The organism is Streptomyces virginiae (assembly GCF_000720455.1).
Classification (GTDB): domain Bacteria; phylum Actinomycetota; class Actinomycetes; order Streptomycetales; family Streptomycetaceae; genus Streptomyces; species Streptomyces virginiae.
In genome coordinates this window covers 140,998-167,425 of record NZ_JOAK01000004.1, presented here as the reverse complement: position 1 = coordinate 167,425, position 26,428 = coordinate 140,998, and the positions used below count along the sequence as shown (strand labels likewise).

Annotated in this window: 21 protein-coding genes; 14 read left to right on the top strand and 7 right to left on the bottom strand. The window is 73.0% G+C overall.

What is annotated here, in order from left to right:
• Nucleotides 1-166 precede the first annotated feature (166 nt).
• On the top strand, nt 167-1,117 hold the full coding sequence (locus IG86_RS0109070; RefSeq protein ID WP_078658907.1) for a DeoR/GlpR family DNA-binding transcription regulator: 951 nt from the start codon (nt 167-169) through the stop codon (nt 1,115-1,117).
• A gap of 88 nt (nt 1,118-1,205) precedes the next feature.
• On the opposite strand, the gene IG86_RS0109065 is transcribed toward IG86_RS0109070, so the two are convergent.
• Nucleotides 1,206-2,969, bottom strand: coding sequence for an acetyl/propionyl/methylcrotonyl-CoA carboxylase subunit alpha (locus IG86_RS0109065; protein ID WP_030896150.1), 1,764 nt, complete (start codon nt 2,967-2,969; stop codon nt 1,206-1,208).
• A 1,143-nt stretch (nt 2,970-4,112) separates the two neighbouring features.
• Between IG86_RS0109065 and IG86_RS0109060 the strand changes: the two genes are divergently transcribed.
• On the top strand, nt 4,113-4,757 hold the full coding sequence (locus IG86_RS0109060) for a 4'-phosphopantetheinyl transferase family protein (RefSeq protein WP_030896147.1): 645 nt from the start codon (nt 4,113-4,115) through the stop codon (nt 4,755-4,757).
• On the opposite strand, the gene IG86_RS0109055 is transcribed toward IG86_RS0109060, so the two are convergent.
• Nucleotides 4,747-6,015, bottom strand: a complete 1,269-nt coding sequence (locus IG86_RS0109055; protein ID WP_078905855.1) for a helix-turn-helix domain-containing protein — start codon at nt 6,013-6,015, stop codon at nt 4,747-4,749. The genes IG86_RS0109060 and IG86_RS0109055 overlap by 11 nt on opposite strands.
• A 169-nt stretch (nt 6,016-6,184) precedes the next feature.
• Here IG86_RS0109055 and IG86_RS0109050 point away from each other — a divergent pair, with 169 nt between their 5' ends.
• The 5 genes from IG86_RS0109050 to IG86_RS0109030 all read left to right on the top strand — a co-directional run bounded on the left by IG86_RS0109050 (nt 6,185) and on the right by IG86_RS0109030 (nt 12,981).
• Nucleotides 6,185-7,426: an MFS transporter gene (locus IG86_RS0109050; protein ID WP_157854797.1), complete on the top strand. Its 1,242-nt coding sequence runs from the start codon at nt 6,185-6,187 to the stop codon at nt 7,424-7,426.
• A gap of 78 nt (nt 7,427-7,504) precedes the next feature.
• On the top strand, nt 7,505-8,746 hold the full coding sequence (locus IG86_RS0109045; protein ID WP_051785058.1) for an aldehyde dehydrogenase family protein: 1,242 nt from the start codon (nt 7,505-7,507) through the stop codon (nt 8,744-8,746).
• Nucleotides 8,743-10,467: a thiamine pyrophosphate-binding protein gene (locus IG86_RS0109040; RefSeq protein ID WP_030896137.1), complete on the top strand. Its 1,725-nt coding sequence runs from the start codon at nt 8,743-8,745 to the stop codon at nt 10,465-10,467. Before IG86_RS0109045 ends, IG86_RS0109040 begins: the two co-directional genes overlap by 4 nt.
• A gap of 25 nt (nt 10,468-10,492) precedes the next feature.
• Complete coding sequence (locus IG86_RS0109035; RefSeq protein WP_030822904.1) at nt 10,493-11,395, top strand: ACP S-malonyltransferase; 903 nt, start codon at nt 10,493-10,495, stop codon at nt 11,393-11,395.
• Entirely contained in the window at nt 11,392-12,981 is a 1,590-nt protein-coding gene (locus IG86_RS0109030; protein ID WP_030822906.1) for an MFS transporter, read from the top strand. The genes IG86_RS0109035 and IG86_RS0109030 overlap by 4 nt, the downstream gene beginning before the upstream one ends.
• Nucleotides 12,982-13,048: 67 nt before the next feature.
• On the opposite strand, the gene IG86_RS0109025 is transcribed toward IG86_RS0109030, so the two are convergent.
• From IG86_RS0109025 to IG86_RS0109015, 3 genes are all read right to left on the bottom strand, one after another.
• Entirely contained in the window at nt 13,049-14,278 is a 1,230-nt protein-coding gene (locus IG86_RS0109025) for a cytochrome P450 (RefSeq protein ID WP_030822909.1), read from the bottom strand.
• Between the two features lie 107 nt (nt 14,279-14,385).
• Entirely contained in the window at nt 14,386-14,631 is a 246-nt protein-coding gene (locus IG86_RS0109020) for an acyl carrier protein (protein ID WP_030822912.1), read from the bottom strand.
• A gap of 90 nt (nt 14,632-14,721) precedes the next feature.
• Nucleotides 14,722-15,672 (bottom strand): ribonucleotide-diphosphate reductase subunit beta, encoded by a 951-nt coding sequence (locus IG86_RS0109015; RefSeq protein WP_030822913.1) that lies wholly within the window; start codon nt 15,670-15,672, stop codon nt 14,722-14,724.
• A gap of 245 nt (nt 15,673-15,917) precedes the next feature.
• Between IG86_RS0109015 and fabF the strand changes: the two genes are divergently transcribed.
• The 6 genes from fabF to IG86_RS0108985 all read left to right on the top strand — a co-directional run bounded on the left by fabF (nt 15,918) and on the right by IG86_RS0108985 (nt 23,428).
• Complete coding sequence (gene fabF / locus IG86_RS0109010; protein ID WP_045936378.1) at nt 15,918-17,237, top strand: beta-ketoacyl-ACP synthase II; 1,320 nt, start codon at nt 15,918-15,920, stop codon at nt 17,235-17,237.
• Nucleotides 17,234-19,861, top strand: coding sequence for a class III lanthionine synthetase LanKC (gene lanKC, locus IG86_RS0109005; protein ID WP_045936379.1), 2,628 nt, complete (start codon nt 17,234-17,236; stop codon nt 19,859-19,861). Before fabF ends, lanKC begins: the two co-directional genes overlap by 4 nt.
• 65 nt (nt 19,862-19,926) lie before the next feature.
• Complete coding sequence (locus IG86_RS45485) at nt 19,927-20,013, top strand: class III lanthipeptide (RefSeq protein WP_199814445.1); 87 nt, start codon at nt 19,927-19,929, stop codon at nt 20,011-20,013.
• Nucleotides 20,014-20,143: 130 nt separating this feature from the next.
• Entirely contained in the window at nt 20,144-20,914 is a 771-nt protein-coding gene (fabI, locus tag IG86_RS0108995) for an enoyl-ACP reductase FabI (protein ID WP_030822919.1), read from the top strand.
• Between the two features lies 1 nt (nt 20,915).
• Entirely contained in the window at nt 20,916-21,944 is a 1,029-nt protein-coding gene (speB, locus tag IG86_RS0108990) for an agmatinase (protein ID WP_030822922.1), read from the top strand.
• Entirely contained in the window at nt 21,941-23,428 is a 1,488-nt protein-coding gene (locus IG86_RS0108985) for a class I adenylate-forming enzyme family protein (protein WP_234315986.1), read from the top strand. Before speB ends, IG86_RS0108985 begins: the two co-directional genes overlap by 4 nt.
• Before the next feature lie 63 nt (nt 23,429-23,491).
• On the opposite strand, the gene IG86_RS0108980 is transcribed toward IG86_RS0108985, so the two are convergent.
• Together IG86_RS0108980 and IG86_RS39790 are read right to left on the bottom strand one after the other, a co-directional pair.
• Nucleotides 23,492-24,628, bottom strand: a complete 1,137-nt coding sequence (locus IG86_RS0108980; RefSeq protein ID WP_030896126.1) for a beta-ketoacyl synthase N-terminal-like domain-containing protein — start codon at nt 24,626-24,628, stop codon at nt 23,492-23,494.
• On the bottom strand, nt 24,625-25,146 hold the full coding sequence (locus IG86_RS39790; RefSeq protein WP_157854796.1) for a hypothetical protein: 522 nt from the start codon (nt 25,144-25,146) through the stop codon (nt 24,625-24,627). Before IG86_RS39790 ends, IG86_RS0108980 begins: the two co-directional genes overlap by 4 nt.
• Nucleotides 25,147-25,229: 83 nt before the next feature.
• Between IG86_RS39790 and IG86_RS0108970 the strand changes: the two genes are divergently transcribed.
• Nucleotides 25,230-26,411, top strand: a complete 1,182-nt coding sequence (locus IG86_RS0108970; RefSeq protein ID WP_030896124.1) for a macrolide family glycosyltransferase — start codon at nt 25,230-25,232, stop codon at nt 26,409-26,411.
• Nucleotides 26,412-26,428: the final 17 nt, after the last annotated feature.

The following is a 26,428-nucleotide window of genomic DNA, read 5'->3' as shown; positions in this document are numbered from 1 at the left end:
ACCGCCGCACCCCGCAAGGGGTTTGGGGCGGGGCGCGGTCGCGTGGCGAGACGTTCACCCAAGTCTCAGGCCGCGTATACCACTAGTCGCCCCGCTCTATGGACAACTTCGGTATTCCGGCGCAAAGAGCTGAAAGCAGACGGTCGTTGGGGTTACTGTCAGTTTCGTGTTCGCTGCAGAACGTCGCCAATTGATCCTCGAAATGGTGCGGGCCAACGGAGCGGTGTCGCTCCGGGAGCTCGCCCGCGTCGTCCAGACCTCCGAAGTGACCGTACGGCGGGACGTGCGGGCACTGGAGGCCGAAGGACTCCTCGACCGCCGACACGGCGGTGCGGTCTTGCCGGGCGGTTTCACGCGGGAGTCCGGCTTTCCGCAAAAGTCCCATCTCGCGACGGCGGAGAAGACCGCCATTGCCGATGTCGCGGCCGGCCTCGTGGAAGAGGGCGAGGCCGTCGTCGTCGGCGCGGGCACCACGACGCAGGAGCTGGCCCGCCGGCTCGCCCGGGTGCCCGGCCTGACCGTCGTGACCAACTCCCTCCTGGTCGCCCAGGCGCTGGCCCACGCCAACCGGGTCGAAGTCGTCATGACGGGCGGCACCCTGCGCGGGTCCAACTACGCCCTCGTGGGCAGCGGTGCCGAGCAGTCCCTGCAGGGGTTGCGGGTGTCCCGGGCCTTCCTGTCCGGGAGCGGCCTGACCGCCGAGCGCGGGCTGTCCACGTCCAACATGCTCAGCGCGAGCGTGGACCGGGCGCTGGTGCAGGCTGCCGCGGAGGTGGTGGTGCTGGCGGACCACACGAAGCTCGGCACCGACACCATGTTCCAGACGGTGCCGACGGACGTGATGACCCGTCTGGTCACGGACGAGCCCCCGCCGCACGACGACCGGGCGGCCACGGAGCTGCAGGCCCTGGCGGACCAGGGCGTCCAGATCACCGTGGCCGGCGGTCCGGTGGCCTCCGGCGGTGTGGACGGCATGCAGGGACGCCGACCGCGCCGGGACTCTCCCCTCCCCGTGCAGCGGCGGGGCGGCCCCACGGCCCAGCTGCGCAGCGCGCCCGGCGGGATGCTGGAGCAGCAGGCGGAGCGGGCGCGGGTGGCCGACATGCGGCGCCGATAGGGACGCTCCGGAGACCCCGGACATCGCGAAGGCCCCACCCGGTCCGACCGGGCGGGGCCTTCGCGTGTCCGCGGACGCGATCGGGACGTCAGTCCTTGATCTCGCAGATCGTGGCGCCGGAAGTGACCGAGGCGCCGACCTCGGCGGTGAGGCCCACGATGGTGCCGGAGCGGTGCGCGTTGAGCGGCTGCTCCATCTTCATCGCTTCCAGTACGACGATCAGTTCGCCCTCGGTGACCTGCTGGCCCTCCTCGACGGCGACCTTGACGATCGTGCCCTGCATCGGGGAGGCGAGCGTGTCGCCGGAGGCTGCCGGACCGGACTTCTTGGCCGCGCGGCGCTTCGGCTTCGCGCCGCCCGCGGCGGCCGTACGGGCCAGGGTCATGCCGAGGGAGGACGGCAGCGAGACCTCCAGGCGCTTGCCGCCGACCTCGACGACGACCGTCTCGCGGCCCGGCTCGTCCTCGGTCTCCTCCGCGGCCGGAGCCGTGAACGCCGGGATCTCGTTGACGAACTCGGTCTCGATCCAGCGGGTGTAGACGGTGAACGGGCTGCCGTCGGTCGGGGCGAAGGCGGGGTCGGCGACGACCGCCCGGTGGAACGGGATGGCGGTGGCCATGCCCTCGACCTCGAACTCGGCGAGCGCGCGGGCGGCGCGCTGGAGCGCCTGCTCGCGGGTGGCGCCGGTGACGATGAGCTTGGCCAGCAGGGAGTCCCAGGCCGGGCCGATGACGGAGCCGGACTCGACGCCCGCGTCCAGGCGGACGCCCGGGCCGGTCGGCGCGACGAACTTCGTCACCGTGCCGGGCGCCGGCAGGAAGCCGCGGCCCGGGTCCTCGCCGTTGATGCGGAACTCGATGGAGTGGCCGCGCAGGACCGGGTCCCCGTAGCCGAGCTCCTCGCCGTCGGCGATGCGGAACATCTCGCGGACCAGGTCGATGCCGGCGACCTCTTCGGTGACCGGGTGCTCGACCTGCAGGCGGGTGTTGACCTCCAGGAAGGAGATCAGGCCGTCGGCGGAGACGAGGAACTCCACCGTGCCGGCGCCGACGTAGCCGGCCTCCTTCAGGATGGCCTTGGACGCGGCGTACAGCTCCGCGTTCTGAGCCTCGGTCAGGAACGGCGCGGGGGCCTCCTCCACCAGCTTCTGGTGGCGGCGCTGGAGGGAGCAGTCACGGGTCGAGACGACGACGACGTTCCCGTGCGAGTCGGCCAGGCACTGGGTCTCCACGTGGCGCGGCTTGTCGAGGTAGCGCTCGACGAAGCACTCGCCGCGGCCGAAGGCGGCGACGGCCTCGCGGACGGCGGACTCGTAGAGCTCCGGCACCTCTTCGAGGTTGCGGGCGACCTTCAGGCCGCGGCCGCCGCCGCCGAAGGCGGCCTTGATGGCGATCGGCAGGCCGTGCTCCTTGGCGAAGGCGACGACCTCGTCGGCCCCGGAGACCGGGTCCGGCGTACCGGCGACCAGCGGCGCGCCGGCGCGCTGGGCGATGTGACGGGCGGCCACCTTGTCGCCGAGGTCACGGATGGCCTGCGGCGGCGGGCCGATCCAGGTCAGGCCGGCGTCGAGCACGGCCTGGGCGAAGTCGGCGTTCTCGGACAGGAAGCCGTATCCGGGGTGGATGGCGTCCGCACCCGAGTCGGCGGCGGCCTGGAGGACCTTGGAGATGTCCAGGTAGCTCGCGGCCGGGGTGTCACCGCCCAACGCGAAAGCTTCGTCTGCCGCGCGGACGTGCAGAGCGTCCCGGTCCGGATCGGCGTAGACGGCTACGCTCGCGATCCCGGCGTCCCGGCAGGCCCGAGCAACGCGGACAGCGATTTCGCCACGGTTGGCGATGAGCACCTTGCGCACGATGGCTCCCTCCTTGAAACAAGCTGAGTTTAGGGACAGCCCACACGGCCTTTCGACCCTTCCCCGGTGGTGACCTTGCCCACACAGAGTGTGATGCGAGGGTCGAACCGCCGGAGAACCCTTGTGGCGCCCCAGGTCAGGGGGATCCCCGACTGCACAGTAGCCCCGTCATGTATCCAAGGTCTCTGTCTCCCCGGTCAGCGGCCCCGGGTGATTCTTTGTCGAGTCCCTACGAACGGCCCACATTTTCTTTGCGGTCGTGAGCGGAGTTGTCCCCTTGTTTACTGATTGGTAGCAGCCCCGTCGTCCCGGCCCTACCGGGACAACACCGTACCCACAGCGATGTAGCCCACGCGGGTGCCGGGCGGGGCGCAGCGCGCCGGGCGTGTACTCCAGATGGTCGACGCCGGCACTGGAGGCGAAGTCGAGTGCGAGGGCCGCACGCAATCCCGGAGCAAGTGAGTCCGCTTGGTGTGTGACCGTGCGGTCACCGAGGGGTCGCGTCCCGTCACGGCCGCAAAGGCGGGGGCCCGATCGGCCGAAGGCGCGGGTGAGTGCTAAACCTACGAGCGTTTTAAGCCACTCGGCGCGTCGCGCACCTGAAGGGCGGATGGGTGTGAAGGTTCGGCGAAGGTCATTCGGCCGTCATTCCCCGTACCCGGAGCGGACTTTTGGGTGGCTCCCGGCGCCCCCGGAGCGCGCCTGCGGACGGGGCGTCAGCGGTTAATCCTTCAAGGAAATATGACCGCTGGTCAGCTGGAGTCAGATCGGCACTGTCGATGTTGACTGAGGCGAACGCGCCAGGTTAGGTTTGCTGTTCCGTGTGCCCTGCTGAACGTGCTGAGGCAAGTGGCTGCGGGGTCGCAGCGCCGAGCCGACCGAGCGTCCCGCAGGCCGTTTCCCGCCCCGGTGCTTCGAGCTCCGGTGCCGAGCGGTTGACAAAAGAGCGCTTTGACCGAGCGCTTCTATGAATACCCATTTCATTCCCCGTACCGGTGCGCACCGGTGTCGGGTGACTGTAAATGAAGATGTGAGGGAAAATTGCCGGGGGATGATCTTCTCTATGACATACATCAACCTGAAAAGGATGCACGGGGATCGGATTTACCAGAGGAATGGCCGCGGCCGGACCGCCCGTACGACGTGGGTGAGGGCGAGGTCCACGTCTTCTCCGTGCTGAACGGGAGCGAATTCCCTCCCGCCGAAGAGATGCGGCACAAGGCTTCCGCGGGGGCCGACCGGACGGTCCGGGCCCTGCTCGGCCGCCTGCTGATGCGGCCGCCGGACGAGGTCCGGCTCACACGGGACGACCTGGGGCGTCAGAGATGGGACGCGGGGCCGTTCGGGCTCGCGGTCTGCCGGGACGACGGAGGGCTGCTCGTCGCCCTCGCCCGGGGGCTGTCGGTGGCGCTCAGTACGGTCACGGTCCCGGGCTCGGTCGAGGCGGAGGCCTTGTTGCCCTTCAGCCGAACGGAGCGCGCCTTCGCGGGGGAGGCGGCGGCCGGACGGCGGCCCTTGGTCCTGGCCCGGATGTGGGCCCGCAAGGAGGCGGCGCTGCGACTGGCCGGGCGGGGAGCCTTCGCGCTCGCCGCCGAGGTGGACGTGCTGGCCGCCGGGCCGGACGGCAGGGTGGCGCTGCCCGCCTCCGGGCCGTGGGGTGCGGGCGGCGTGGCGTACGTACGGGACCTGCCCGACGGAGCGGGAACGGTGGCGGCCGTGGCGGCCTCCGCTCCCGTCCGCAGGGCGGTGTTCCGGAGACTGCGATGTCCGGAGCCCGCTACGGCATGAGCACGGCGTGCGGGTCGACGCCGGTGACGTGGCCGGGGGCGCTCAGCTCCCGCCACGTCTCCATCGCGAGCCGGACGGCGCCGGCCTTCTCGTAGTCCGCGGCCGCCGCCCTGAAGTCCGCGGCCGCCGCCTCCTCCTGATCCGCCGATCGCCGGGCGCGGGCCCGGATCACCGTGCAGCGGGCCCGGTCGATCGGGTCCAGCGCCGAGGGGTCCAGCGCGTCGGCGGCCGCGGCCGCGGCGTCCGCGGAAGCCTCCCCGGACCGTACGACGGCCAGCGCCTCCAGGGCCGCGAGCCAGGCCGCGGCCGTGGGCGCGGAGGAGAGTACCGGCGCATGGCGGACCCGCTCCAGCAGGGCTTCGGCGCTCGCGTCGCCGGTGGCGAGTGCCAGCAGGGCGCGGGCCCGGTCCAGACGGATGCGCAGCCGGACGTCGTCCGCCCCGCCGAGCAGCCCGTCCGCCTCGGCCAGCAGGCCGAGGGCCTCGCTGCCACCACCGAGGTGGCGGGCACCGGCCGCCGCCCAGAGCGCGCACGCGCGCAGCGGTTCGGCCGCCACCGTGGGCACCTCGTCGAGCAGTGCGTCGCCGAGGCTCTTCGCGCGGTGCCACTCGCCGCTCTCCACGTACGCCGTCAGCAGCACGACCTGGGCCTGGACGCGTTCGGGCCGGCCCGCGTCGAGACCGGTGGCGGCGCCGGAGGCCTCCTCCGCGAAGGTGACGGCGTCGGAGAGGCGCCCCGTGCGCCGGTAGAGGTCGGCGAGTTCGATCGCCGCCCGGGTGCGCATGAGCTGCGCGGCGGTGGTGATCGGGTCGTCCAGCAGCTCCAGCAGGGTCGCCTCGCGCTCGGCGTCGGCACCGAGTCGGTCGAGCACGGTGGCCAGTTCCCAGCGGGCCTCCCAGCGCACCTCGTCGAACCCGCCGTCGCCGGCCTGCCGGACGACTGCGTCCAGCTGGCTCCTGGCCGCGGCCCAGCCCCCGGCCAGCTGGCTGGAGCGGGCCGCCACCAGCAGGCCGACCAGCTGGAGCCGGTGGGTGCGCCGGCGGTCCTGCGCCTCGGGCTCGCACAGCTCCTCGAGCGTCACCCCGAGCCGCCCGGCGATGACCTTGGCCGCCTTGAGGCTGGGGATCCGGTGACCGCTCTCCACCAGCGACACGTAGCTGGACGAGACGCCCTCGCCGGCCAGGTCCCCCTGGGACAGGCCCTGGAGGCGACGGCTTTCCCGGACGCGTTTCCCGAATGCTGGCTGCTCGATCGTCAAGGTTCGGCTCGCTGTGTGGTTGAAGGGCGGATGGATATTTACGGAGTGTGACAAAGATTCTACCCGACATGGCGCGTCCCGCAGGGCTGAGTCGTACACCAGTGCCGATTTTTGCGCATTCTTGGGGTATTCATGTAGTCACATTCGAGTCATGTTAAAGTCAATACTCATGACAATCGATGGACGGCCGGGCCGGCGGCGCCGGTGGGGCATCTATGTCCTGTTGGGGGCCGTGGCGGTCGCTTCGGTCGGCGAGGCGATGATGGTCGTCGCCGTCCCGTGGTTCGTGCTGCAGACGACCGGCAGCGTGGCGCAGACCGGAATCCTCGTCGCCCTGGGCGCCGTCGCCTCGGGAGCCGTCGGATTCGTTTCCGGCCCCCTGGTGGACCGTTGGGGATTCCGGGCGACGGCGGTGCTCTCGTATGCGGTCGGCGGTATCGGGGCGGCGTGCATTCCGGTCATGCACGCGCTGGAGATGCTGAACTTCCCCGTACTCGCGGCACTCGTCGTGGCCGCCAATGTGCTGGACATTCCCGCCTCCGCCGCCGTCACCGGTCTGGTGCCCGAGCTGTCCGCGGATGCGGAGATGCCGCTGGAGCGGGGCAACGCGCTGCTCGGCGGAGTCCACCAGATCGCCCAGTTGTGCGGGCCGCCCCTGGGGGGAGCGGCCGTCGCCCTGCTCGGGGTCGCCGACGTCCTGCTCGTCGACGCGGCGGCCTGCCTGCTGGCGGCGGCCCTCATCCTCGGCTGGATCGCGGCCGGCCGGGCCGCGGCCCCGGGCGCACGGGCCGCCGGGACCTACCTGGCCGAGTTGCGCTCGGGGCTGCGCACGCTGCGCGAGCACCGGCTGCTGCGGGCCATGGCGGTGTCCGGGACCGCCTTCAACGGCCTGGACAGCGGACTGGCCGGCGTGGTCCTGGTGACGTACGCCTACCAGCACCTGGGGAGCGCGGCCGGCCTGGGCGTCCTGCTCACGGCCTTCGGGCTGGGGGCGGTGGCCGGCACGGTGGGCTACGCCGTCGCCGGGCACCGGCTCGGCGCCCGCCGGGTGTACCTCGGTTCGGGCTTGGCGGTGGCCCTGTCGATCGGCGCCCTCGCCGCCCTGCCCTCCCTCGCCGTCGGCGCCGTACTGCTCGCGCTGCTCGGCGCCTTCGCCGCCCCGGTGGGTCCGCTCCGGACCGGCGTGTTCCAGCGCAGCGTTCCGCGTGAGCAGTACGGGCGGGTGTCGGCCGCGGTCGACACGGCCGGGCTGGTGGCCGTTCCGCTCGGGGCCTCCCTGACGGTGGTGCTCGTGGGCGCCGCCGGCCTGCGCCCGACGATCCTCACGCTCGCCTGCGCCTATCTGCTGGTGGTCTGCGGCTGCTGGGCGGCGCCCGCGCTGCGGGGCATGCGGACCGATCAACAGCCATGACAGGCATGACTGAACTTGACAATCAATGACAAGGGGTTGACGCTGACTCTCCATGGACTCCGCCCCGAGGAGGGATACATGAGCTCCGCTCCCGCCTGGCCGACCGCTCTCGACGAGCCGGTGCAGGTCCCCGACCCCGGACGCCTGGAGGCACTCCGCGCCGTCCGGGACTTCCTGGCCGGCGACCCCGGCGCCGTCCACGACCTGCTCTGCGAGATCTCCACGCACCGCGCCGCCGGATACGAGATCGAGGCGACCATCGCCACGCTCGACGGCGCGCTCGCCGAGTTCGAGACGTACCGCCCGGGCCGGGTCCCGCGACTGGCGGTCTACATGCCGTCCAACGTCGTCCTGTACTCGTACGCCCTGTACCTGCTGGTGCCCGCCCTCTACGCGGACCGCCTGGTCTTCCGCCCCTCCAGTCAGGTCAAGGACCAGATGGGCAGGCTGCACCGGCTGCTCGCCGCGCGCCACGGGCTGCCGATCGAACTGACCAATGCCAGCCAGCGCGAATTCCTGCGCGAGCACGTCCGGCCGGCCGACGTCGTCGTCTTCACCGGCGCCTACCGCAACGCCGAGCAGATCAGGCCCCAACTGTCCCCGGGCCAGCTGTTCCTGTTCCTCGGCTCCGGGGTCAACCCCTTCGTCGTCGCCCCGGGCGCCGACCTCGCGAAGGCGGCGCGGGACGCCGTGGAGATCCGGATGCACAACGCAGGCCAGGACTGCCTGGGCCCGGACCTGTTCTGCGTCCAGGAGGACCTGCTCGACGAGTTCCTCGACACCCTCGTCACCGAAATCAAGGCCCTGCGCTACGGGCCCTACACCGATCCGGACGCCGACTACGGGCCCGTCTTCTACGACGGCGCGCTGGAGGAGGCCGCCCAGTTCCTGGCCCGCAACCGCCGCAACATCGTCCACGGCGGTCATGTCGACTTCCGCGAGCGGCGGATGGAGCCCACCGTCGTCGTGGGCGAGGAGGTGACCCCGCGCACCCCGGTGCCGGAGTTCTTCGCACCGGTCTTCAACGTCGTCGCCTACCGCGACCCGGAGACCCTGGCGGCCACCCTCACCACCGCGGTGTTCACCGAACGCGCCCTCGGATCCAGCGTGTACGGCCACGCCCCCGCCCTGGCCGACGCCCTGCGCCGGCGCACCACCGTCACCCTCGACACCACCCTGCTGTCCATCGACGACGGCAACGCCCCCTTCGGCGGATACGGGCGGATGGCGAACTACATCACCGACGGCACGGAGATCTGGACCGAGCCGGTCCTCGTCTCCAAGGCCGTCGCCGAGCACCTCCCGGCGGCCGGCCGATGAACGACCGTACGTATCCCGGCGCCTGGCACGCCGTCGCCGACCACCTGCACCACCTCGGCGCCGGCGTCGTCTTCGGCCTGCCCGGCGACGACATGGACCTGCTGGGCGCCCTGGAGGGCACCGACACCCGGTTCGTCCTGTGCCGGGACCAGCGCAACGCCTTGTTCATGGCGACCGGTTACGCCCTCGCCTCCGGGCGGCCCGGCATCTGCGCGGTGGGCAAGGGCCCGGCCCTGACCAACACCCTCACGGGGGTGCTGGAGGCCGCCTCCGCCGCCGCGCCCGTCGTGCTCATCGCCGGCGGCACCGCCCTGGACCGGCTGGGCACGGGGGCGTTCCAGGAGCTCGACCAGCTCGCAGCGGTGCGTCCTTACGTCAAGTGGGCGGCGCGGGTCGACCACCCCGACCGGCTGGCGGGCGTACTGGAGAAGGCCGTCGCCGTCGCCGTCAACGGCACGCCCGGCCCCGTGTACGTAGAGATCGCGGAACAGACGGCCGGGGAACCGGTCACCCGCGTCGGCCCCTGGCGGTCGGCCGCCCCGCAGCGGCAGACCCCGGACCTCGAAGTCCTGCGGACCACCGCCGACGCCATCGCCGCGGCCCGGCGGCCCCTGCTGCTGGTGGGCGGCGGCGCCCGCCACCGCAACGCCGACCGCCTCCTGGAGGCCTTCGCCGAGCGGCTCGGCGCCGCGATCTTCACCACCGCGTCCGGCCGGGGCACGATCGCCGAGGACCACCCGCTCTTCTGCGGAGTGTCGGGCCTCTACACGGTGGCCCCCGCCGACCGGCTGTGGCGCGAGAGCGACCTGGTGATCGCGCTCGGCAGCCGGCTGGAGGAGACGGCGACCTTCGGCTGGCCGGACGCCGCCGGGCTCCCGGTGATCCAGGTGGTGACGGGGGAGGAGAGCCTCGTCACCGGGAGGCCGGGCACCGGCGTGCTGGGCGACGTCGGACGGACCGTCGCGGCCTGGTCCCGGCTGCTGGACGGGCACGCGGGCGACACCGCCTGGACCGAACGGGTCCACGCCGTACGGGAGGCCCACGCCGCACGCGCGGCCGAGCGGGCGGCGGCCGCGGACGCGGCGGCCGACGCCGCCGGGCCGGCCGCGGGCGTACCGGTGGCGCGCGTGCTGTCCGCCCTCGCCGGCGCCGTTCCCGAGACCCGCGTCCTCGTCCAGGAGAACGGCCTGCAGGACATGTGGTCGTACTTCTACCCCCACTGGAGCTGCGGGGCCCTCGGCGGGTCCGTCGTGCCCAGCGAGCAGACCCCGCTCGGCTTCGGCGCCGCGGCCGCCGTGGGCGTCGCCCTGGCCGAGCCGGGCCGGCCCGTGGTGGCCGTGGTCGGCGACGGTGCCTTCAACCTCTTCCGCTCCGAACTGCCCACCGTCGCCGACGCGGGCGTGGCCGTGCTGTACGTGGTCCTCGACAACGGCGGCTACGGGTGGCTCCAGACCAACCTGGACCGGGTGTCGGGCACCGGCTCACGGTTCGCCTTCACCGCCGACCGCCCGACCGGATCCGAGGGCCTGGCCGGTGCGTACGGTCTCGGATTCTGGCGGGTCGACAACCCCGGCGATCTCCACGGCGTCCTCCATACGGCGTGGCAGCACTGCGCGGACAACAACACGGCAGGAGTGGTCGAGGTGAGGGTGTCCCTCGCCGACAGCCCCCCGGGAACCTCCGGGGCGGGCGGCGACTTCCCGCTGCGCGAGGACGAATGAACGACTGCGAGACAAGGATGAGGCAATGGCCGTAGCGCTCTTCTTCCCCGGGCTCATTCCCACCCGATTCGACGCGATCAGCGAGTTCGTCACCACGAACGACCACGCCAGACGCAGATTCGCCCAGGCGGACGAGGTGTTGGGCTACTGCCTGGCCGACGCCTACCGCGAGGCGTCGATCTACGAGTGGGAGGTGTTCGAGACCGGGTTCATGGCACTCACCCTCGCCCTCGCCGACTGCGCGCAGGACCGCCACGGCGGCCGGCCCGCCGTCTGCGGCGGGCAGAGCTTCGGCGCCTTCATGGCCGCCGTCTGGGCCGGCGCCCTGACCTACCCCGACGCCCTGGAGCTGATCCGGCGCAGCGTGGCCGTCGAGACGGACTACTTCGACTCGCTCGACGAACCGCTGGGCTGCCACTTCTTCTACCGGCTCCCGCACGACACGGTGCAGCGGCTGGTCGATGAGACACGCGCACGCGGTGAATGGATCGAGCTGTCGGTGGTCCTCGACGAGGAGGTCCACGCGGTGTCCGCGTCGCTGCGCTCCCTGGAGCGTTTCGAACAGCGGGTCCGCGAGGAGGGGGGTTTCCCCTTCTACACGATGAACCGCGCCGAGCACTGCTCCGCCGTCTCCGGGCTGCGCGCGCGCCTGCACGACGAGGTCTACGGCACCGTGCCGTGGCACACCCCGGGGATACCGGTCCTGTCCGACGTCGACGGGCGGCTCCTGACCGATCCCGAGGAGATCAAGCAGGACCTGCTGGACGGCTGGACCACCCCCGTCCACTGGCAGACCATCCTGCGGGGCCTGCACACGGCGGCGGTCGACGAGGTGTGGATCCCGGGCCCGCGCAACATGTTCGCGCGGATCACCAACAAGTCCATCCCCACCCGGGTGATCACCCCCAAGACGGCGCTCGAAACGTGAGCGCCGGGACCAGGACGCCGACGGACCCGGCAGGCCGCCGGGTCCTGTCGGCTGCGCTGTTCGCGAGCGCCCCGGCCGAGGTGCTGGACTTCCTGCTGCCGCTGTGGGCCGGCTCGACGCTGGAGGCCGGCGCGTCCGTGGTGGGCGCCCTCATCGCCTTCGAGGCGGTGCTCTCGCTGATCGTGCGCCCCCTGGCCGGGGAACTGGCCGACCGCTTCGACCAGCGGCGGGTGGCCGCGGCCGGCGCGGGCCTGTACGCCCTGTCCTTCGCGGGGTACGCGCTCGCCGGCTCCCTGCCGGTGGCCTTCGCCGCGGCGGGCCTGGGCGGCGCGGGCGGCGCGCTGTTCTGGGTCGCTCTGCGGGCCTGGACCGGGCAGGAGGCACGGGACGGCGACGGCACCGCCGCCTACGGGAAGTTGCTCTCCGCCGAAGGCCAAGGCGCCTTCGTGGGATACCTGGTGGCGTTCTCCCTGCTGGAACGGACCGGCTATCCGGCGCTGTTCTGGCTGGGCGCCGCCGCCTGCGTGCTGGCCGCGGCCCTGCTGCTGCGCGGGCCGAGCAGCCGGCCGGCCCGCCCGGGCGCGGACGCTCCGGGGGCGGGAGGGCTGCTCCGACGCGGTGCGGCCGAGCGCCGGCTGCTGCCGCTGATGGTGGTGTCCGCGGTGACGGCCGCCGCCGAAGCAGGGCTGTGGATGCTGTTGCTTCTGCGGCTGCAGGGGGATCTGGGCCTGTCGCCCAACGAGATCGCCATGGTCTTCGCCCCCGGCTTCGTGGTGTTCGTGCTGCTGCCGGAGCACACCCACCACCTCACCGACCGGCTGGGCCGGACCCCGACGATGATCGCCTCGTTCGTGGCGGGCGCGCTGTTCGCCGCGGGGCTGGCGGTCGTCTCCACGCCCCTCGCGATCGCCGTGTTCTGGACCGTGGCCGCCGCCTGTTTCGCGGCGCAGATCCCCGTCGAGCAGGCGACCGTGGCCGCCGCGTCCGGCGGCCGGATCGGCCGGGGCATGGGCCTCTACGAGACCGCGCGCCTGGCCGGTGTGGTGGCCGGGCCGCTGGTGATGGGGGTGCTCTACGAGGAACTCGGCTGGGTCGCCGCCTGCGCGGCGGCCGCCGCCACCTCCGCTGTGGGGGCGGCCGTGGTGCCGTTCGCGGTCCGCGTCCTGCGCCTGCCGCGGGAGGAGAACGAGGCCGGGACGGCGGCTCCGGCCGGAGCAGGGGCCGGTGCCGATGCCGATGCCGGGCCGGAAACAGTACACATGACACAGGACGGAGAAGACATGGACACGAGCAAGCCGGAACCGGCGCAGCCTTCGGCGGAGCCCGCCCTGGGGCCGAAGGAGCACGCCCGCAAGGAGCGCCGTGACTGGTACATCCACACGGTCGCGTTCGCGCTGGGGCAGCTGGTCCTGTGGGCCCTGGACTCCAGTTGGCTCGTATGGCAGATCACGGACGGCAGCGTGCCCGACGACCAGCGCGGGCCGCTGGTCTGGCTGGGCCGGATCTGGCTGACCATCTGGGTGATCGACACCCTCTGGTCGTGGTCCTACACCATCTGGCCGCGGGAGAAGAAGGCGAAGTCGTAGCCCCGCCGTACGACGTGGCGCGTGGCCGGCCCGGGGCTCTGTGCCCCGGGCCGGCGGCCGTCCGGGATCACTTCAGCTCCAGCGGGAGCCGGTCGTAGCCGCGCAGCGAGGTGACGCGCGTACGGGCCAGCGCCGGGCCGGCGTGGGCGATGTGCGGGAAGCGGGCGAGCAGCCGGGGGAAGACGACCTGGGCCTCCATCCTGGCGAGGGCGGCGCCCAGGCAGTAGTGCGCGCCGGCGCCGAAGCTGAGCGAGCCGGACAGGGGCCTGCCCGGCAGGAACGTGTCGGGGGACTCGTAGCGTTCCGGGTCGCGGTTCGCCCCGGCGAGCAGGGCCACGACCTGGGTCCCCTTCTCGATGCTCACCCCGTGCAGTTCGGTGTCCTCGCCGGTCCAGCGCGAGGCGATCTGGATCGGCGGGGTGAAGCGCAGCATCTCGTCGACCCAGGCGGCGACGTTGTCGGGCTCACCGCGCAGGCGGGCGAGGAGCCCGGGCTGGTCGAGGAGGGTCGCCGTGCCGTTGCCGATGAGGTTGCTCGTCGTCTCGTAGCCCGCGGAGTACAGCAGGACCAGGTTGGCGAGCAGCTCGCGGTGGGTGAGCCGGTCGCCGTCCGCGTCGCGGACCGCGATGAGCGTGCTGACCATGTCCTCGCGCGGATCGGCCTGCCGCTCGGCCACCAGCGCGCCCAGGCGGTCCCACAGTTCGGCGGTCGCCGCGTCGGCGCGCTCCAGGTCGGGGCCGAGGAGGTTGTTCTCGATGGCGGAGGTGATGTCCCGCACCCGCGGGCCGAACCAGGCCCGGTCCTCCTCGGGAATGCCGAGCAGTTCGCCGATGACGGTGATGGGGAGCGGCAGGGCGAGCCGTTCCATCAGGTCGACCGGTCCGGTGGGGGCGTGGTCGGCGAGGTCGTCCAGCAGGGCGTCGGTCAGCCGTTCCACCGCCGGCCGCAGCCCCTCCACGCGGCGCGGGGTGAAGGCCCGGCTGACCAGGCGCCGCAGCCGCTCGTGATGGGGCGAGTTCTGGTTGACCATCTCGCCCATGAGGGAGTGGACGGCCAGGTGCTCGGGGCCCTCGGGCCACGTGCGGGCGATCCATTCGTCGTCCTCGACGCGGAAGAGGGGATCGCGCAGCACCCGGTCGCAGTCGGCGTAGCGGGTGACGACGACGGTCCCGTCGGGCAGCCGGGCCACGGGGGCCCGTTCGCGGAGCACCGCGTAGAGGGGGTACGGGTCGGGGCAGCCGAGCGGGCTGAACAGGGCGCGAAGAGCGCGGCGTACCTGGACCCGGTCGTCGCTCATGGTGCCTCCTGGCCCCGGGCTCGTGCGGGCGAGTCCGGGAGTGGGTGGATGCGCCGCTCCGGCCCCGGGGCGGGCCGGGCCGAAGCAGCAGCGGGAGGATCGGGCGGTCAGCCGGCCAGCTGCTTCTCGATCCGGATCACGATGTCGGAGACCAGCCGGAGCTCCTTCAGCTCCTCCTCGGGCAGGCTCACCCCGAAGCGCTCCTCGGTGGCGACGATGACCTCGACCATCGCCAGGGAGTCGACGTCGAGGTCGTCGATGAAGGACTTCTCCTCGGTCACGTCGGCCGGCTCCACGTCGGCGACCTCGTTCAGGATCTCGGCGAGGCCGGAGATGATGTCTTCACGCGTCATGGCGGTTACCTCTCTTGGGGTGTGTGGCTGTGGCTGTGGCTGTGGGGCGGGGGAGCGCGGTGCGGCGGTGGGCGGGCGCGCGGTGGCGGCTCAGCGGTCCTCTTCGGCGGCCGGCTTCAGGGCGGAGAGGTCGACGACGTGGTCGGCGAACTCCTTCTCGATGCCGATGAGGCGCAGTTGGCGGTACAGGCTCTCGATGCCGAGCTGCTTCATGGTGAGGCCCTGCGGGGCCGCGTCCACCTCGCCGCCCTCCTCGATGTTGAGGGCGATCGGCGCGGCGAGCTCGACGATCTCGCGGATGTCGTCGCCGTAGCCCTCCAGCACGCCTTGGCGCAGCGCGTGCAGACCGAAGCTGACGTGCCGGGACTCGTCGCGGCACATCGCCGTGAAGCCGGCCTTCAGTCCGGCGAGCAGCGGGATGCCGTGCAGGGAGTTGACGATGGCCCGCTGTCCGACGAGGGCCAGGACGCCCTCGGTGATCAGGTGGAAGAGGGCCACGGCGCGCAGCCAGCGGCGGTAGTCCGAGGGGTGCTGCTGCAGCTCCCGGATGATCTCGGTCTCGACGCGGCTGAGTTCCTGGTGGGCCGGCGTGACCATGTTCCACGCCTGCACCAGCATCCGCTTGGGGTCGGGGTCCAGGCCGAGGATCTCCTCGCCGAGGCGCAGCATCAGCTGCGTGTGGCGGGTCTCGTCGGCGATCTGCGTACCGAGGTAGAGGTGGTCGCGCTCCTCGGGGGCTCCGGTCAGGATCGGGCCCAGGAGGTCGAGACCGGTGTACTCGCCGATGATGAAGGTGGCGATGGACTCCTCGATCATCTTGCGTGCGGCCTTCGGGAGCCGCTTGTCGAAGTCCTCGCGGTCCGGGCCGAGTTCGATGGCCTGGGCCGACCACTGTTGCTTCTCCCAGCGCTCGTAGAGAGCCTGTGGCTGTGGCTGCTGTTCGGTGACGAGGTCGGCGTGCCGAAGGACGTCCTTGAGGGGGAGCTTCGGCATCTCGGCGAGCGAGGCGTCGTCGAGCAACAGTGTGCTCCAGCGCGGCATATCAACTCTCCATGACTCTTGAGTCAAGTTCATGACTATCCATGAATTCGACAGTGAACAGCACTCACGGCGCATCGTCAACGTGAATGAGTGGCCGCTGAGGCGTCTTCGGGAATCGCTCAGTCATGTTTCTTGACTCTTGAGTCGAGAGTGTGTCAATGTTTGGTCATCGCCCCGACGGGACGGCCAACAGGCCTCCTCCGCAGGGTGGTTGACGCTCACGGCAATCAGGAAGGGAGGCGGACATGACGCAGACACGGGCTCGTGCCCTGGAACGCCGCGTGGTCATCACCGGCAGCGGCGTCGTCTCCCCCATCGGTTGCACCACCGAGGAGTTCTGGGCCTCGGCCACCGCCGGGCGCAGCGGGATCCGCACCATCACCCGCTACGACGGCGACACCCTTCCGACCCGGTTCGCCGGCGAGGTCGTGGACTTCGATCCGAAGCCGTACATGCCCAACAAGCAGGGCCGCCGACTCGACCGGTACGCCCAGTTCGCCCTCGCCGCCGCCCTCCAGGCGGTGCGGCAGGCCGGGCTGGAGATCGACGGGGAACGCGCCGTGCGGACCGCCGTCCTGGTGGGTTCCGGCTACGGCCCGGGCCAGCTCATGCAGTCGGCCATCCACGACCTGCGCGACCACGGACGGCGCAGGATGACCCCGTACCTCGCCTCCAGCGGTTCGCTGGACAGCGCGGCGGGCGAGATCGCCTTCCGGCTCGGCGCACGGGGTCCCTCCGGCGCCACCGCCACCGCCTGCGCGACCGGCGCCACCTGCATCGGTGACGCGATGCGCATGATCCGCCACGGTTATGCGGACGTCGTCATCGCCGGCGGGGCCGACGACGCGGTCAATCCGCTCGACCTCGCCGCCGCCGCCAACGCCGGCGCGCTCTCCCGCCGTGACGACGAACCCGGCCGTGCCAGCCGGCCCTTCGACCGGGCCCGGGACGGGTTCGTCATGGGCGCCGGCGCGGGCGTCGTCGTCCTGGAATCCGCCGAGCACGCCGACCGCCGCGGCGCCACCGTACTGGCCGAACTGGCGGGCTACGGCGCGACCACCGACGCCTACCACTCGACCCATCCGCACCCCGAGGGCCTCGCCGCCCGGCAGGCCATGACCGATGCCCTGGACGACGCGGGGGTGCGGCCCGAGGAGATCGACCACATCTCCGCCCACGGCACCGGCACCCAGCTCAACGACCGCATCGAGAGCGCCTCGATCCGCGCCGTGTTCGGGCGCCACGCCCTGCGCGTCCCCATCAGCTCGCTCAAGTCGATGACCGGTCACATGATCGGCGCCGCGGGTGCGGTCGAGCTGATCGCCGCGGTCCACACGATCCGCGACGGGATCGTGCCGCCGACGGTGAACTGCGACGACCCCGAGGACACGGAGCTGGACTACGTGCCGCACACCGCGCGTCCCCACGCCGTGCGCACGGTGCTCAGCAATTCGTTCGGATTCGGCGGGCACAACGCCGTGCTCGTGCTCCGGGCCCCGTCCGGGCCTTCCGGGCCGCCTTCGCAGTCCCCGTCGATGCCGGAGTACCAGGGAGGAGAGCGATGACCAGCACGAGGCCGCAGCCCGAGGAGTACTGCCAGGCCAGCCGCGTCTTCTACGACATCGCCGGCCGCCACAACGAGGACGACAGCTCCTGGTTCGCCCAGACCGGCGCCCCGGCCCACGAGGGCTTCGAGCGCCGCGAGATGGACGTGTGGATCGTGCACACGCCGGTCGGCCACGTCATGCCGCAGCAGGGCTGGAAGATCCACATCTCCGGTCTGCCGGACAACGCCCGGCGCATCGTGGACGCCGCATGGGACTACTGCACCCGCGAGGGACTGCCGTTCAAGTTCCTGCGCAGCGTCGACGTGCTGACCACCCACAGCCTCAAGTACGCCCCGCGCTCCTCCAGCGGCAAGCTGGTGACGATCTACCCGAGCGACGAGCACCAGCTGCGCCGCGCCCTGGAAGACCTGGGCGGCCTCCTCGACGGCGAGGCGGGCCCCTACATCCTCACCGACCTGCGCTGGAACGCCGGGCCGCTGCACGTGCGCTACGGGGGCTTCGTCGCCCGGTGGTGCACCGACGAGGACGGCTCTGCCGTGGCGGCGATCGAACGCCCCGACGGCACCCTGGTCCCCGACCGGCGGCGGCCCGTGTTCGAGGTGCCCGAGTGGATCCAGCTGCCCCCCTTCCTGGCCGAGCAGCTCGCGGCCCGCGAGGCGAGCGGCTCCGCCGCGGACTTCCCCTACCGGGTCGAGCGCGCCCTGCACTTCTCCAACGGCGGCGGCGTCTACCTGGCGAAGGACGCCGAAGGACGCCAGGTCGTCCTCAAGGAGGGCCGCCCCCACGCGGGCCTCGACGGCCGCGGCAGGGACGCCGTGACCCGCCTGGCGCGGGAGCGGCGGGCCATGGAGCACCTCGCCGGCATCCCCGGCATCCCGGCCCTGTACGAGCACCGCGTCGTGTGGGAGCACCACTTCCTGGCCGTGCAGCACCTGGAGGGCGACACCCTGCAGGGCTGGCTGGCCCGGCACTACCCGCTGACCAAGGCCGGACCGACCGACGGCGATCTCACCGCCTACGCCCACCGGGCGCAGGCCGTGGCCGACCGCATCGAGCGGCTCGTGGCCGAGGTGCACGCCCGCGGCATGGTCTTCGGCGACCTGCACCCGGCGAACATCCTCATCGACGACGAGGACCGCGTCTCGCTGGTCGACTTCGAACTCGCCGTCCCCGTCGAGGAGGCGGACCGGCTCGGCCTCGGCCACCCCGGTTTCGCCGGAGCCGGACGCACCGGCTTCGCCATCGACCGGCACGCCCTGGCCGCCCTGCGCCTGTGGCTGCTGTTCCCGCTCACCGGGCTGAACGAGCTCGACCCGGGCCGCGGCGTGCGCCAGGCGGACATCGCCGAGAAGCGGTTCGCCCTGCCCGCCGGCGCTCTGGACGCCGTACGCCGTGAACTGGCCCCCGGTGAGCAGGCGCGCGACCGGGTGCCGCCCGTGCTCCGCGAGGCGCTGAGCGTGGACCTCGACGCGGCGCGGCCCGACTGGGCGGCCGTACGCAAGTCCCTGGCGGAGGCCGTCCTGCTCTCGGCGACCCCCGAGCGCGACGACCGGCTCTTCCCCGGCGACGTACGGCAGTTCCTCACCGACGGGACGGGCCTCGCCCACGGTGCGGCGGGCGTCCTGTGGGCGCTGCACACCTCGGGCGCGGGGCGCTTCCCCGAGCACGAGGAGTGGCTGCTCAAGGCCGCCGAACGGCGAGCGCCGTCGCGGCCGGGCCTCTACGACGGGGCGCACGGAGTCGCCCACGTCCTGCGGGAGTTCGGCCACCTGGACGCGGCCGCGGCGCTGCTGGCCCGCAGCGCGCAGGCCGTCGGTGTGCTGCGCGACCTGAGCCTGCAGCGGGGCACCGCGGGCATCGGCCTCGACCTGCTGGAGGCCGCCGCCCGCACGGGCGGAGGCGACCACCTCCGCCGCGCCCTGGGCCTGGCCGACCGGATGGCCGACGCGATCGCCCAGGGCACCGCCCCGGGCATCACGGCCGGCCCCGGCCGTGGCAGCCGGGCCGGGCTGCTGCGCGGCTGGTCCGGGCCCGCCCTGTTCTTCCTGAGGCTGTACGAGGACACGGCGGACACGGCCCACCTCGACCTGGCGGTCCGGGCGCTCCACCACGACCTCGACCTGTGCGGCGTCGCCGAGGACGGCTCGCTCCAGGTGGACGGCGGGTTCCGGCTGCTGCCGTACCTGGAGGTGGGCAGCGCGGGGATCGCACTGGTCGCGGACCAGGTCCTCGCCCACCACCGGGACGCCCGGCTGGAGCAGGCACTGCCCCTCCTGGTGCGGGCCGCCGAGCCGGAGTTCACCATCGAGCCGCACCTGTTCGGCGGCCGGGCCGGCCTGCTGGCGACGCTCGCCTCGCTGCGCGGCCGCGCAGCGGGAACGGCACCCGGGACGGCCGTGGCGCGGCACCTGTCGCGACTGCACTGGCACGCGCTGTCCTACCGCGGCCACCTCGCCTTCCCCGGCGAGCAGTTGCGCAGGCTCTCGATGGACCTGGCCACCGGCAGCCCCGGCATCCTGCTGGCCCTCACCGCGGCGCTCGACGGACGGCGGGACTTCCTGCCCTTCCTGGCGCCGCGCACGGACCGGCACCCCACCGGCGTGGACCACCACGCCCCCTGAGTTCCGGACGGCATCAGCCGACCGGTCGTCCACTGACCCCGATACGTCGGAGAGGAGGAAACATCATGTCGATCGTTCTCGACCTGCAGGGCCTTGAGGTCCCCGCCGAGGAGACCACGCGCGTCGCCAGCACCGCCAGCAACCACTGCTGAACGAGCTGAGCAGCTCCGGTGCCCGCCCTTCCGGGCGGGCCCCGGAGCTCGTCCGTTTTCCGCGCGCTCCGCGCGTTCTGTGCGCCGGACCGACCCCGGCGCCCCGAAGGACCTTGAGGGAGAGACCCGTATGAGCGGCCTGCTCGACGGCAAGAGACTCGTCATCACCGGCGTGATCACCGAGAGTTCGATCGCCTACGCGGTGGCACGCCTCGCCCAGCAGGAGGGCGCGCGCATCGTCCTCACCGCGTACGGACGCACCTCGCTGGTGCGGCGGCTCGCCCGCCGGCTGCCCCACGAACCCCCGGTCGTGGAACTCGACGTCACCGCACCCGACCAGCTGGCCACGCTCGCGGACCGCGTCGGCGAGCACCTCGACGGCGTCGACGGCGTGCTCCACTCGATCGCGCACGCCCCGGCCGAATGCCTCGACGGCGGCTTCATGAGCGCCGGGTGGCCCGAGGTCTCCGCCGCCCTGCACACCTCCACGTACTCGCTCCAGGCCCTCACGGTGGCCTGCCGGCCCCTGCTCCGCCCCGGCGCGTCCGTCGTGGGCGTGGACTTCGACGCCTCCCGGGCCTGGCCCGGCTACGACTGGATGGGCGTGGCCAAGGCGGGGCTGGAGGCGTGCAGCCGCTACCTCGCGCGCGAGCTCGGTCCCGACGACATCAGGGTCAACCTGGTCGCGGCCGGCCCCCTGCGCACCCTGGCCGCCCGTGGCATCGGCGGCGACGGACCGGCCTTCGAGACCGGGTGGGCGGCCCGCGCGCCCCTCGGCTGGGACTCCGCGGACGCGACCCCCGTCGCCCGTACCTGCCTGGCACTGCTGTCGGACTGGCTGCCCGCCACCACGGGGGAGATCGTCCACGCGGACGGCGGCCACCACATGATCGGGAGCTGACGTGCACCACCTGGGATCGGCCCACGGGCCCGACATCACCTTCCTCGGCGTCCCGCGGCTCGACCTGTCCGACCCGCCCGAGGACGCCGACGTGGTCATCCTCGGCGCCCCCTTCGACGGCGGCACCTCGCACCGGCCCGGCGCCCGCTTCGGCCCGTCCGCGATGCGCCAGGCCTGCTACCTGCCGCAGAACGGCGCACGCCGCAGCCTGGCCCTGGGCGTGGACCCGCTCACCGAGCTGAAGGTGTACGACGCCGGCGACGTCCCCTGCTACTCGGGCGACATCGAGCAGAGCATCAAGAGCATCGAGCAGGCGGTACGGATGACGGCCGCGCTCGGGGCGATCCCCGTCGTGCTCGGCGGCGACCACACGATCGCGCTCCCCGACATGCGCGGGCTGGCCCGCCACCACGGCTTCGGACGCATAGCGATGCTCCATTTCGACGCCCACGCCGACACCGGCGAGGTGGAGGACGGCCCGCTGTACGGCCACGGCAAGCCGATGCGCCAGCTCATCGAGTCGGGCGCGGTGCGCGGCGACCGCTTCCTCCAGATCGGGCTGCGCGGCTACTGGCCCGGCCCGGACACCCTGCGCTGGATGGCGGGTGAGGGCATGCGCTCGTACGAGATGTCCGAGATCACCTCGCGCGGCCTGCCGGCCTGTCTCACCGAGGCCTTCGCCGTCGCCATGGACGACTGCGACGGGGTGTTCCTGTCGGTCGACGTGGACGTGGTGGACCCGGGCCAGGCGCCGGGCACCGGCACTCCGGAGCCGGGCGGTCTGACCTCCCGCGAGCTGCTGGACGCGGTGCGCCGGATCGCCTACGAGCTTCCCGTGGTCGGCGTCGAGGTCGTCGAGGTGGCGCCCCCCTACGACCACGCCGACATCACCGCCTACCTGGGCAACCGCGTCGTCCTGGAGGCGCTGTCCGGCATCGCCCGGCGGCGCCGCGACCGGGCCCTGGGCACGCGGTGGGATCCGCGCACCCCGCTGCTGGAACGGGAAACGCGAGAAGGAGCACACCGGTGACCGTGACGAGGACCGAGGAACCGACAGCAGGGACGGTACGGACGCCACCCCCGGGCCGGGCGGCCGGCGCACCCGCAGCCCCCGGCCTCGCCGACGCGGCCGGCACGCTCACCGGGGCCGCGCTCACCGGCCGGGTGCTCGCCGCCGCGGGGGAGCTGCGCGGGCGCGGCGTCGGACCGGGCGACCGGGTCCTGGTCAAGGGCGACAACTCCGTCGACTACGTCGTGGCCCTGCTCGCCCTGATGCACCTGGACGCCTCACTGGTGCCGGTGGACCACCGCCAGTCGGCAGCGGACGGACGCTTCGCGGCCCGCCGGGCGCGGGCGCGATGGCTGCTGACCCGTGAAGAGGCCGCCGCCGATTTCCCCGCCGAGAGCGTGCTGGCGTATCCCGGCCTCGGGGCGGGCCACCCCCCGCTCGACGCGGACGTCGACCTCACCGCGTGGTTCGCCCGCGCCGACGCCGTGGTGCTGTGGTCCTCGGGAACGACCGGCCCGCCCAAGGGAATCGTGAAGTCCGGCCGCGCGCTCCACGACAACACCCGGCGCACCATCGCGGCCATGGGCTACCGCGCGGACGACGTGCTCGCCCCGCTGCTGCCCTTCTCCCACCAGTACGGGCTGTCCGTGGTGCTGCTGTGGTGGCTGGCCCGCTGCACGCTGGCCGTCACCCCCTACCAGCGGCTCGACGTGGCCCTCGCCCAGGCCGCCGGGCACGGGGTCACGGCCGTGGACGCGGCCCCGTCCACCTACCACTCCCTGCTCGGCGTCGTGCGCCGCCGCCCCGAGCTGCGCGCCGCGCTGAGCCGCGTACGCGTCTGGGGCGTCGGCGGCGCGCCGCTGCCCGCGCCGCTCGCGGCGGCCTTCCCCGCCGCCCTGGGCCGGCCCCTCCTCGACGGGTACGGACTCACCGAACTCGGGAACGTCGCGCTGGCCACCCCCGACGTGCCCACCGGCTGCGGCAGGCCGCTGCCGGGCATCCGGGTACGGGTGGTGCGCGCGGACGGCGAACCGGCCGCCCCCGGCGAGCTCGGCGAGATCGAGGTGCTCTCGCCCGGGCTGATGGAGGGCCACCTGCTCGACGACGGCACGCTCGCCCCCGTACCGCAGGACTCCTGGTACCCGACCGCAGATCTCGGGCACCTCGACGCCGAGGGCCATCTGTACGTGGTGGGGCGCAACCAGGCTGTGCACCGGTCGGGCTTCACGCTCTACCCGGAGAGCCTGGAGCGCAAGGCCGAGGCCTGCGGGCGGCAGGTCAAGGCGCTGGCGGTGGAGGACCGGCGGCGCGGCTGCGCCCTGCACTTCGTCGTGGCCGACCCCGACGGCGGCTCACCGGCCCAGTGGCGCCGGCGGATGGCTCCGCATCTGGCGGAGTACGAACAGCCCAACGCCGTCCACGTCGTCGACCGCTTTCCGCTGAGCGCCAACGGCAAGACCGACACGGCGGCCCTGCGCAAGATGGTCGGTGTGGCGGCCGCCTGATCCGCCCGCACCCCCGGTGCCGGTCGCTCCGCCCGACCCCCGCGGGCGGAGCGACCTGTGGGTTCACCGCCGGAGCAGGACCAGCGAGGCGTTGTTGCCCCCGAAGCCGAAGCTGTTCACGGCTGCCGTCCGGGCGCCGGAGACCTCCATCGGGGCCGTGGGCAGCACCAGCCGGTCGGTCGGCTCCGGGGTGGTGAGGCCCGCCGTGGGCGCGACGATCCCCCTGCGCAGCGTCCCGGCGGCCGCGGCGATCGCCGGTGCGCCGGAGATGTGCAGCAGGTGGCCGATGGCGCCCTTGTGCGAACTGACGGGCAGGGCGCGGGCGCCGCAGTCCGCGGCGACGGCCTCGACGGCGGCCAGTTCCGCCGCGTCGCCCTGACCGGTCCCGGTCGCGTGCGCGTGCACGTGGTCCAGTCCGTGCACCGAGGCGTCGTCGAGGGCGTCGCGCATGCAGGCGGCGATCCGGTCGGTGTCCGAGGCCGCGGACTTGGCGCCGGCGACCCGGCAGGCGGCACCCGCGACGACGAGGTCCGCGGCCGCCCCGCGGGCGCGGGCGTGACCGGCGCTCTCCAGGACGACGGCGCCACCGCCCTCACCGAGCGAGATGCCCGCCCGTTCGACGTCGAAGGGCCGGGCGGCCGTGCGGCCGACGGCCCGGACGACGTCCATGCTGGCGTACTCGTACCGGTTGAGCACCGACGAGCCCACCACGGCGGCCACGGGCGCGGAGCCCGCGCGCAGCAGCTCGCGGGCGTAGCCGACGGCGAAGACGGCGGAGGCGCAGGCGTGCGAGAGGTGCACGTGGCGCGGGTCCGGGCGCACCCCGAGGACCTCGGCGGGGTCCGGGCCCATGAACTCCCGCTCGTCGGCGGTCGGCAGGGCACGGCCGTCGCCGGGCCGGGGGAGGACGGCCTGGCCGACGAGGAGGACGACGGCGCCGTCCGGGAGCCGGGCGAGGCCCGCCGCGTGCAGCGCCTCCTCCAGGGCGGCCCGTGCGTAGGCGCTCTTGCGGGGACCCCCGTCCGGCTCCGGTCCCGCCTGCGGTACCTCGCCGACCGGCTCGCCCCGGTAGGGCGGCGCCGTGAAGCGCCGGGCCGGCCCCAGGGCGGAGCGTCCGCCGAGGAGGCCCTGCCAGTACGGCTCCACGCCGCGGCCGAAGGGGGTGACCAGGCCGAGTCCGCTGATGACGATGTCGCTCACAGGCCGGACGCCTTCCAGGTGGTGGCGAGGGCGAGGCAGTCCGCGTCACGCGGGTCCTCGCCGGGGAACACGATCAGGTCCAGTACGACGGCGGCCGGGCGGGCGGCGGTGACGGCAGGGGTGAACTCCTCGTCGGACGCCGGCAGCCGCGCCAGCAGGTAGCAGTCGCCGCGATGTCCCGAGGCGGTCAGGTAGGGGCGCACCAGTTCGGAGGTCTCCATTCCGACCGAGTCCGAGGGGCGCAGCCGGCGTGCGGGGTCGTGGCAGCGGGCGACGAAGCGCCGGGCCGCCCAGGTGCCGTAGTCGTGGCACAGGACGTACAGCGGAGCCGTCGCCCGCACGTCCTCGGACAGCGCGCCGAAGGCGGCGCCGAGGGCCGCCGAGGCGGCCTCCACCGGCTTGCGGTGCACGGAGGGCGCCGCCGTCGGCACCGGGACGGCGGCCACCCGGGCCTCGTCGGTCCCGGCGAGAGCCCGGTGCCACGGCACCGCGACGGGCCTTCTGGTTCCTGTCGTCATCCCAACCCCTCTACCGCAAGTCATGATCTGTCGAATATGCTCAGCCGGTAGTCAAGTTTTGTCAACGAAAGGAAAGGGGAGTCATGCCGCTCCACGTCGGATTCGTGGGGATCGCGTGGCACGGTCATGTGAACCCCACCCTCGGCCTGGTCGAAGAACTGGTGCGCCGTGGCCACCGGGTCTCGTACGCGGTCACCGAGGCGTTCGCCGAGACCGTACGGGCCGTCGGCGCGGAGCCCGTCGTCTACCGCAACCCGGTCGACGACGCCCTGACCGACGACGGCCTGGACATCTCGCCCACCGACTTCCTCCGGGAGGCCGAGGCCACCCTGCCCGTGCTGACCGAGGCCTGGGCCACCGACCGGCCCGACGTCATCGCCTACGACGGGATCGCCTGGGCAGGCCGGGTCCTCGCCGCCAAGTGGCATCTCCCGGCCGCCGAGATGTGGCCCTCCTTCGTGTCCAACGAGCACTTCTCCCTGGAGGCGGAGTTCCTGGCGGACCAGCCGCTGCACCCCGGAGTCCTGCGGTTCGTCCGCGAACTGACCCGCTTCCTCGCCGCCCACGGCCTGCCCGCGACGTCCGCCGGCGACTTCCTCGGCCACACCGAGCCGCTGCGCCTGGTCTTCCTGCCGCGCTCCTTCCAGTACCGCGGGGAAACCTTCGACGACCGATTCGCCTTCGTCGGACCCTGCACCGGCGACCGCGGGTTCCAGGGCGACTGGTCCCCCGCCGCCGACCACCGGCCGGTGCTGCTGATCGCCCTGGGCACCGCCTGCTACGGATGGCCCGAGTTCTTCCGGATGTGCGGCGAGGCCGTCGCGGACCTGCCCTGGCAGGTCGTCATGGCCTACGGCCCAGGGATCGACCCCGACGCCCTCGGCCCGCTGCCCGACCACGTCGACGCCCGCCCGTACGTCCCCCAGCTCGCCGTCCTGCGCCACGCCGACGCGTTCGTCACCCACGCGGGCATGGGCAGCACCATGGAGGCCCTCCTCCACGCAACCCCGATGGTGGCCGTCCCGCAGACCCAGGAACAGGCCGCCGTCGCCGAGCGCATCGGCCGGCTGGGACTCGGAGTCCGCCTCGACCGCGAGCGGCTGACCGCGCACACCCTGCGCGAAGCCCTCGTGCGCGTCATGGACGACACCCGCATCCGCGCCAACGCCGCACGGATGCGCGACGACCTGCGCTCCGCGGGCGCCGCCCCCGAGGCCGCCGACCGCCTGGAACTGCTCGTCGCGTCCGCCGCGGCCGCCACCTGACCACCATCCCCTCCACC

Bases quoted from the DNA above. Each gene is read 5' to 3' on its own strand.
- IG86_RS0109045 (WP_051785058.1), top strand. From the start codon at position 7,505: ATGAGCTCCGCTCCCGCCTGGCCGACCGCTCTCGACGAGCCGGTGCAG.
- IG86_RS0109020 (WP_030822912.1), bottom strand. From the start codon at position 14,631: ATGACGCGTGAAGACATCATCTCCGGCCTCGCCGAGATCCTGAACGAG.
- IG86_RS0109035 (WP_030822904.1), top strand. From the start codon at position 10,493: ATGGCCGTAGCGCTCTTCTTCCCCGGGCTCATTCCCACCCGATTCGAC.
- IG86_RS39790 (WP_157854796.1), bottom strand. From the start codon at position 25,146: ATGACGACAGGAACCAGAAGGCCCGTCGCGGTGCCGTGGCACCGGGCT.
- IG86_RS0109040 (WP_030896137.1), top strand. From the start codon at position 8,743: ATGAACGACCGTACGTATCCCGGCGCCTGGCACGCCGTCGCCGACCAC.
- IG86_RS0109015 (WP_030822913.1), bottom strand. From the start codon at position 15,672: ATGCCGCGCTGGAGCACACTGTTGCTCGACGACGCCTCGCTCGCCGAG.
- fabF (WP_045936378.1), top strand. From the start codon at position 15,918: ATGACGCAGACACGGGCTCGTGCCCTGGAACGCCGCGTGGTCATCACC.
- IG86_RS45485 (WP_199814445.1), top strand. From the start codon at position 19,927: ATGTCGATCGTTCTCGACCTGCAGGGCCTTGAGGTCCCCGCCGAGGAG.
- lanKC (WP_045936379.1), top strand. From the start codon at position 17,234: ATGACCAGCACGAGGCCGCAGCCCGAGGAGTACTGCCAGGCCAGCCGC.
- fabI (WP_030822919.1), top strand. From the start codon at position 20,144: ATGAGCGGCCTGCTCGACGGCAAGAGACTCGTCATCACCGGCGTGATC.
- IG86_RS0109025 (WP_030822909.1), bottom strand. From the start codon at position 14,278: ATGAGCGACGACCGGGTCCAGGTACGCCGCGCTCTTCGCGCCCTGTTC.
- IG86_RS0108970 (WP_030896124.1), top strand. From the start codon at position 25,230: ATGCCGCTCCACGTCGGATTCGTGGGGATCGCGTGGCACGGTCATGTG.
- IG86_RS0109050 (WP_157854797.1), top strand. From the start codon at position 6,185: ATGACAATCGATGGACGGCCGGGCCGGCGGCGCCGGTGGGGCATCTAT.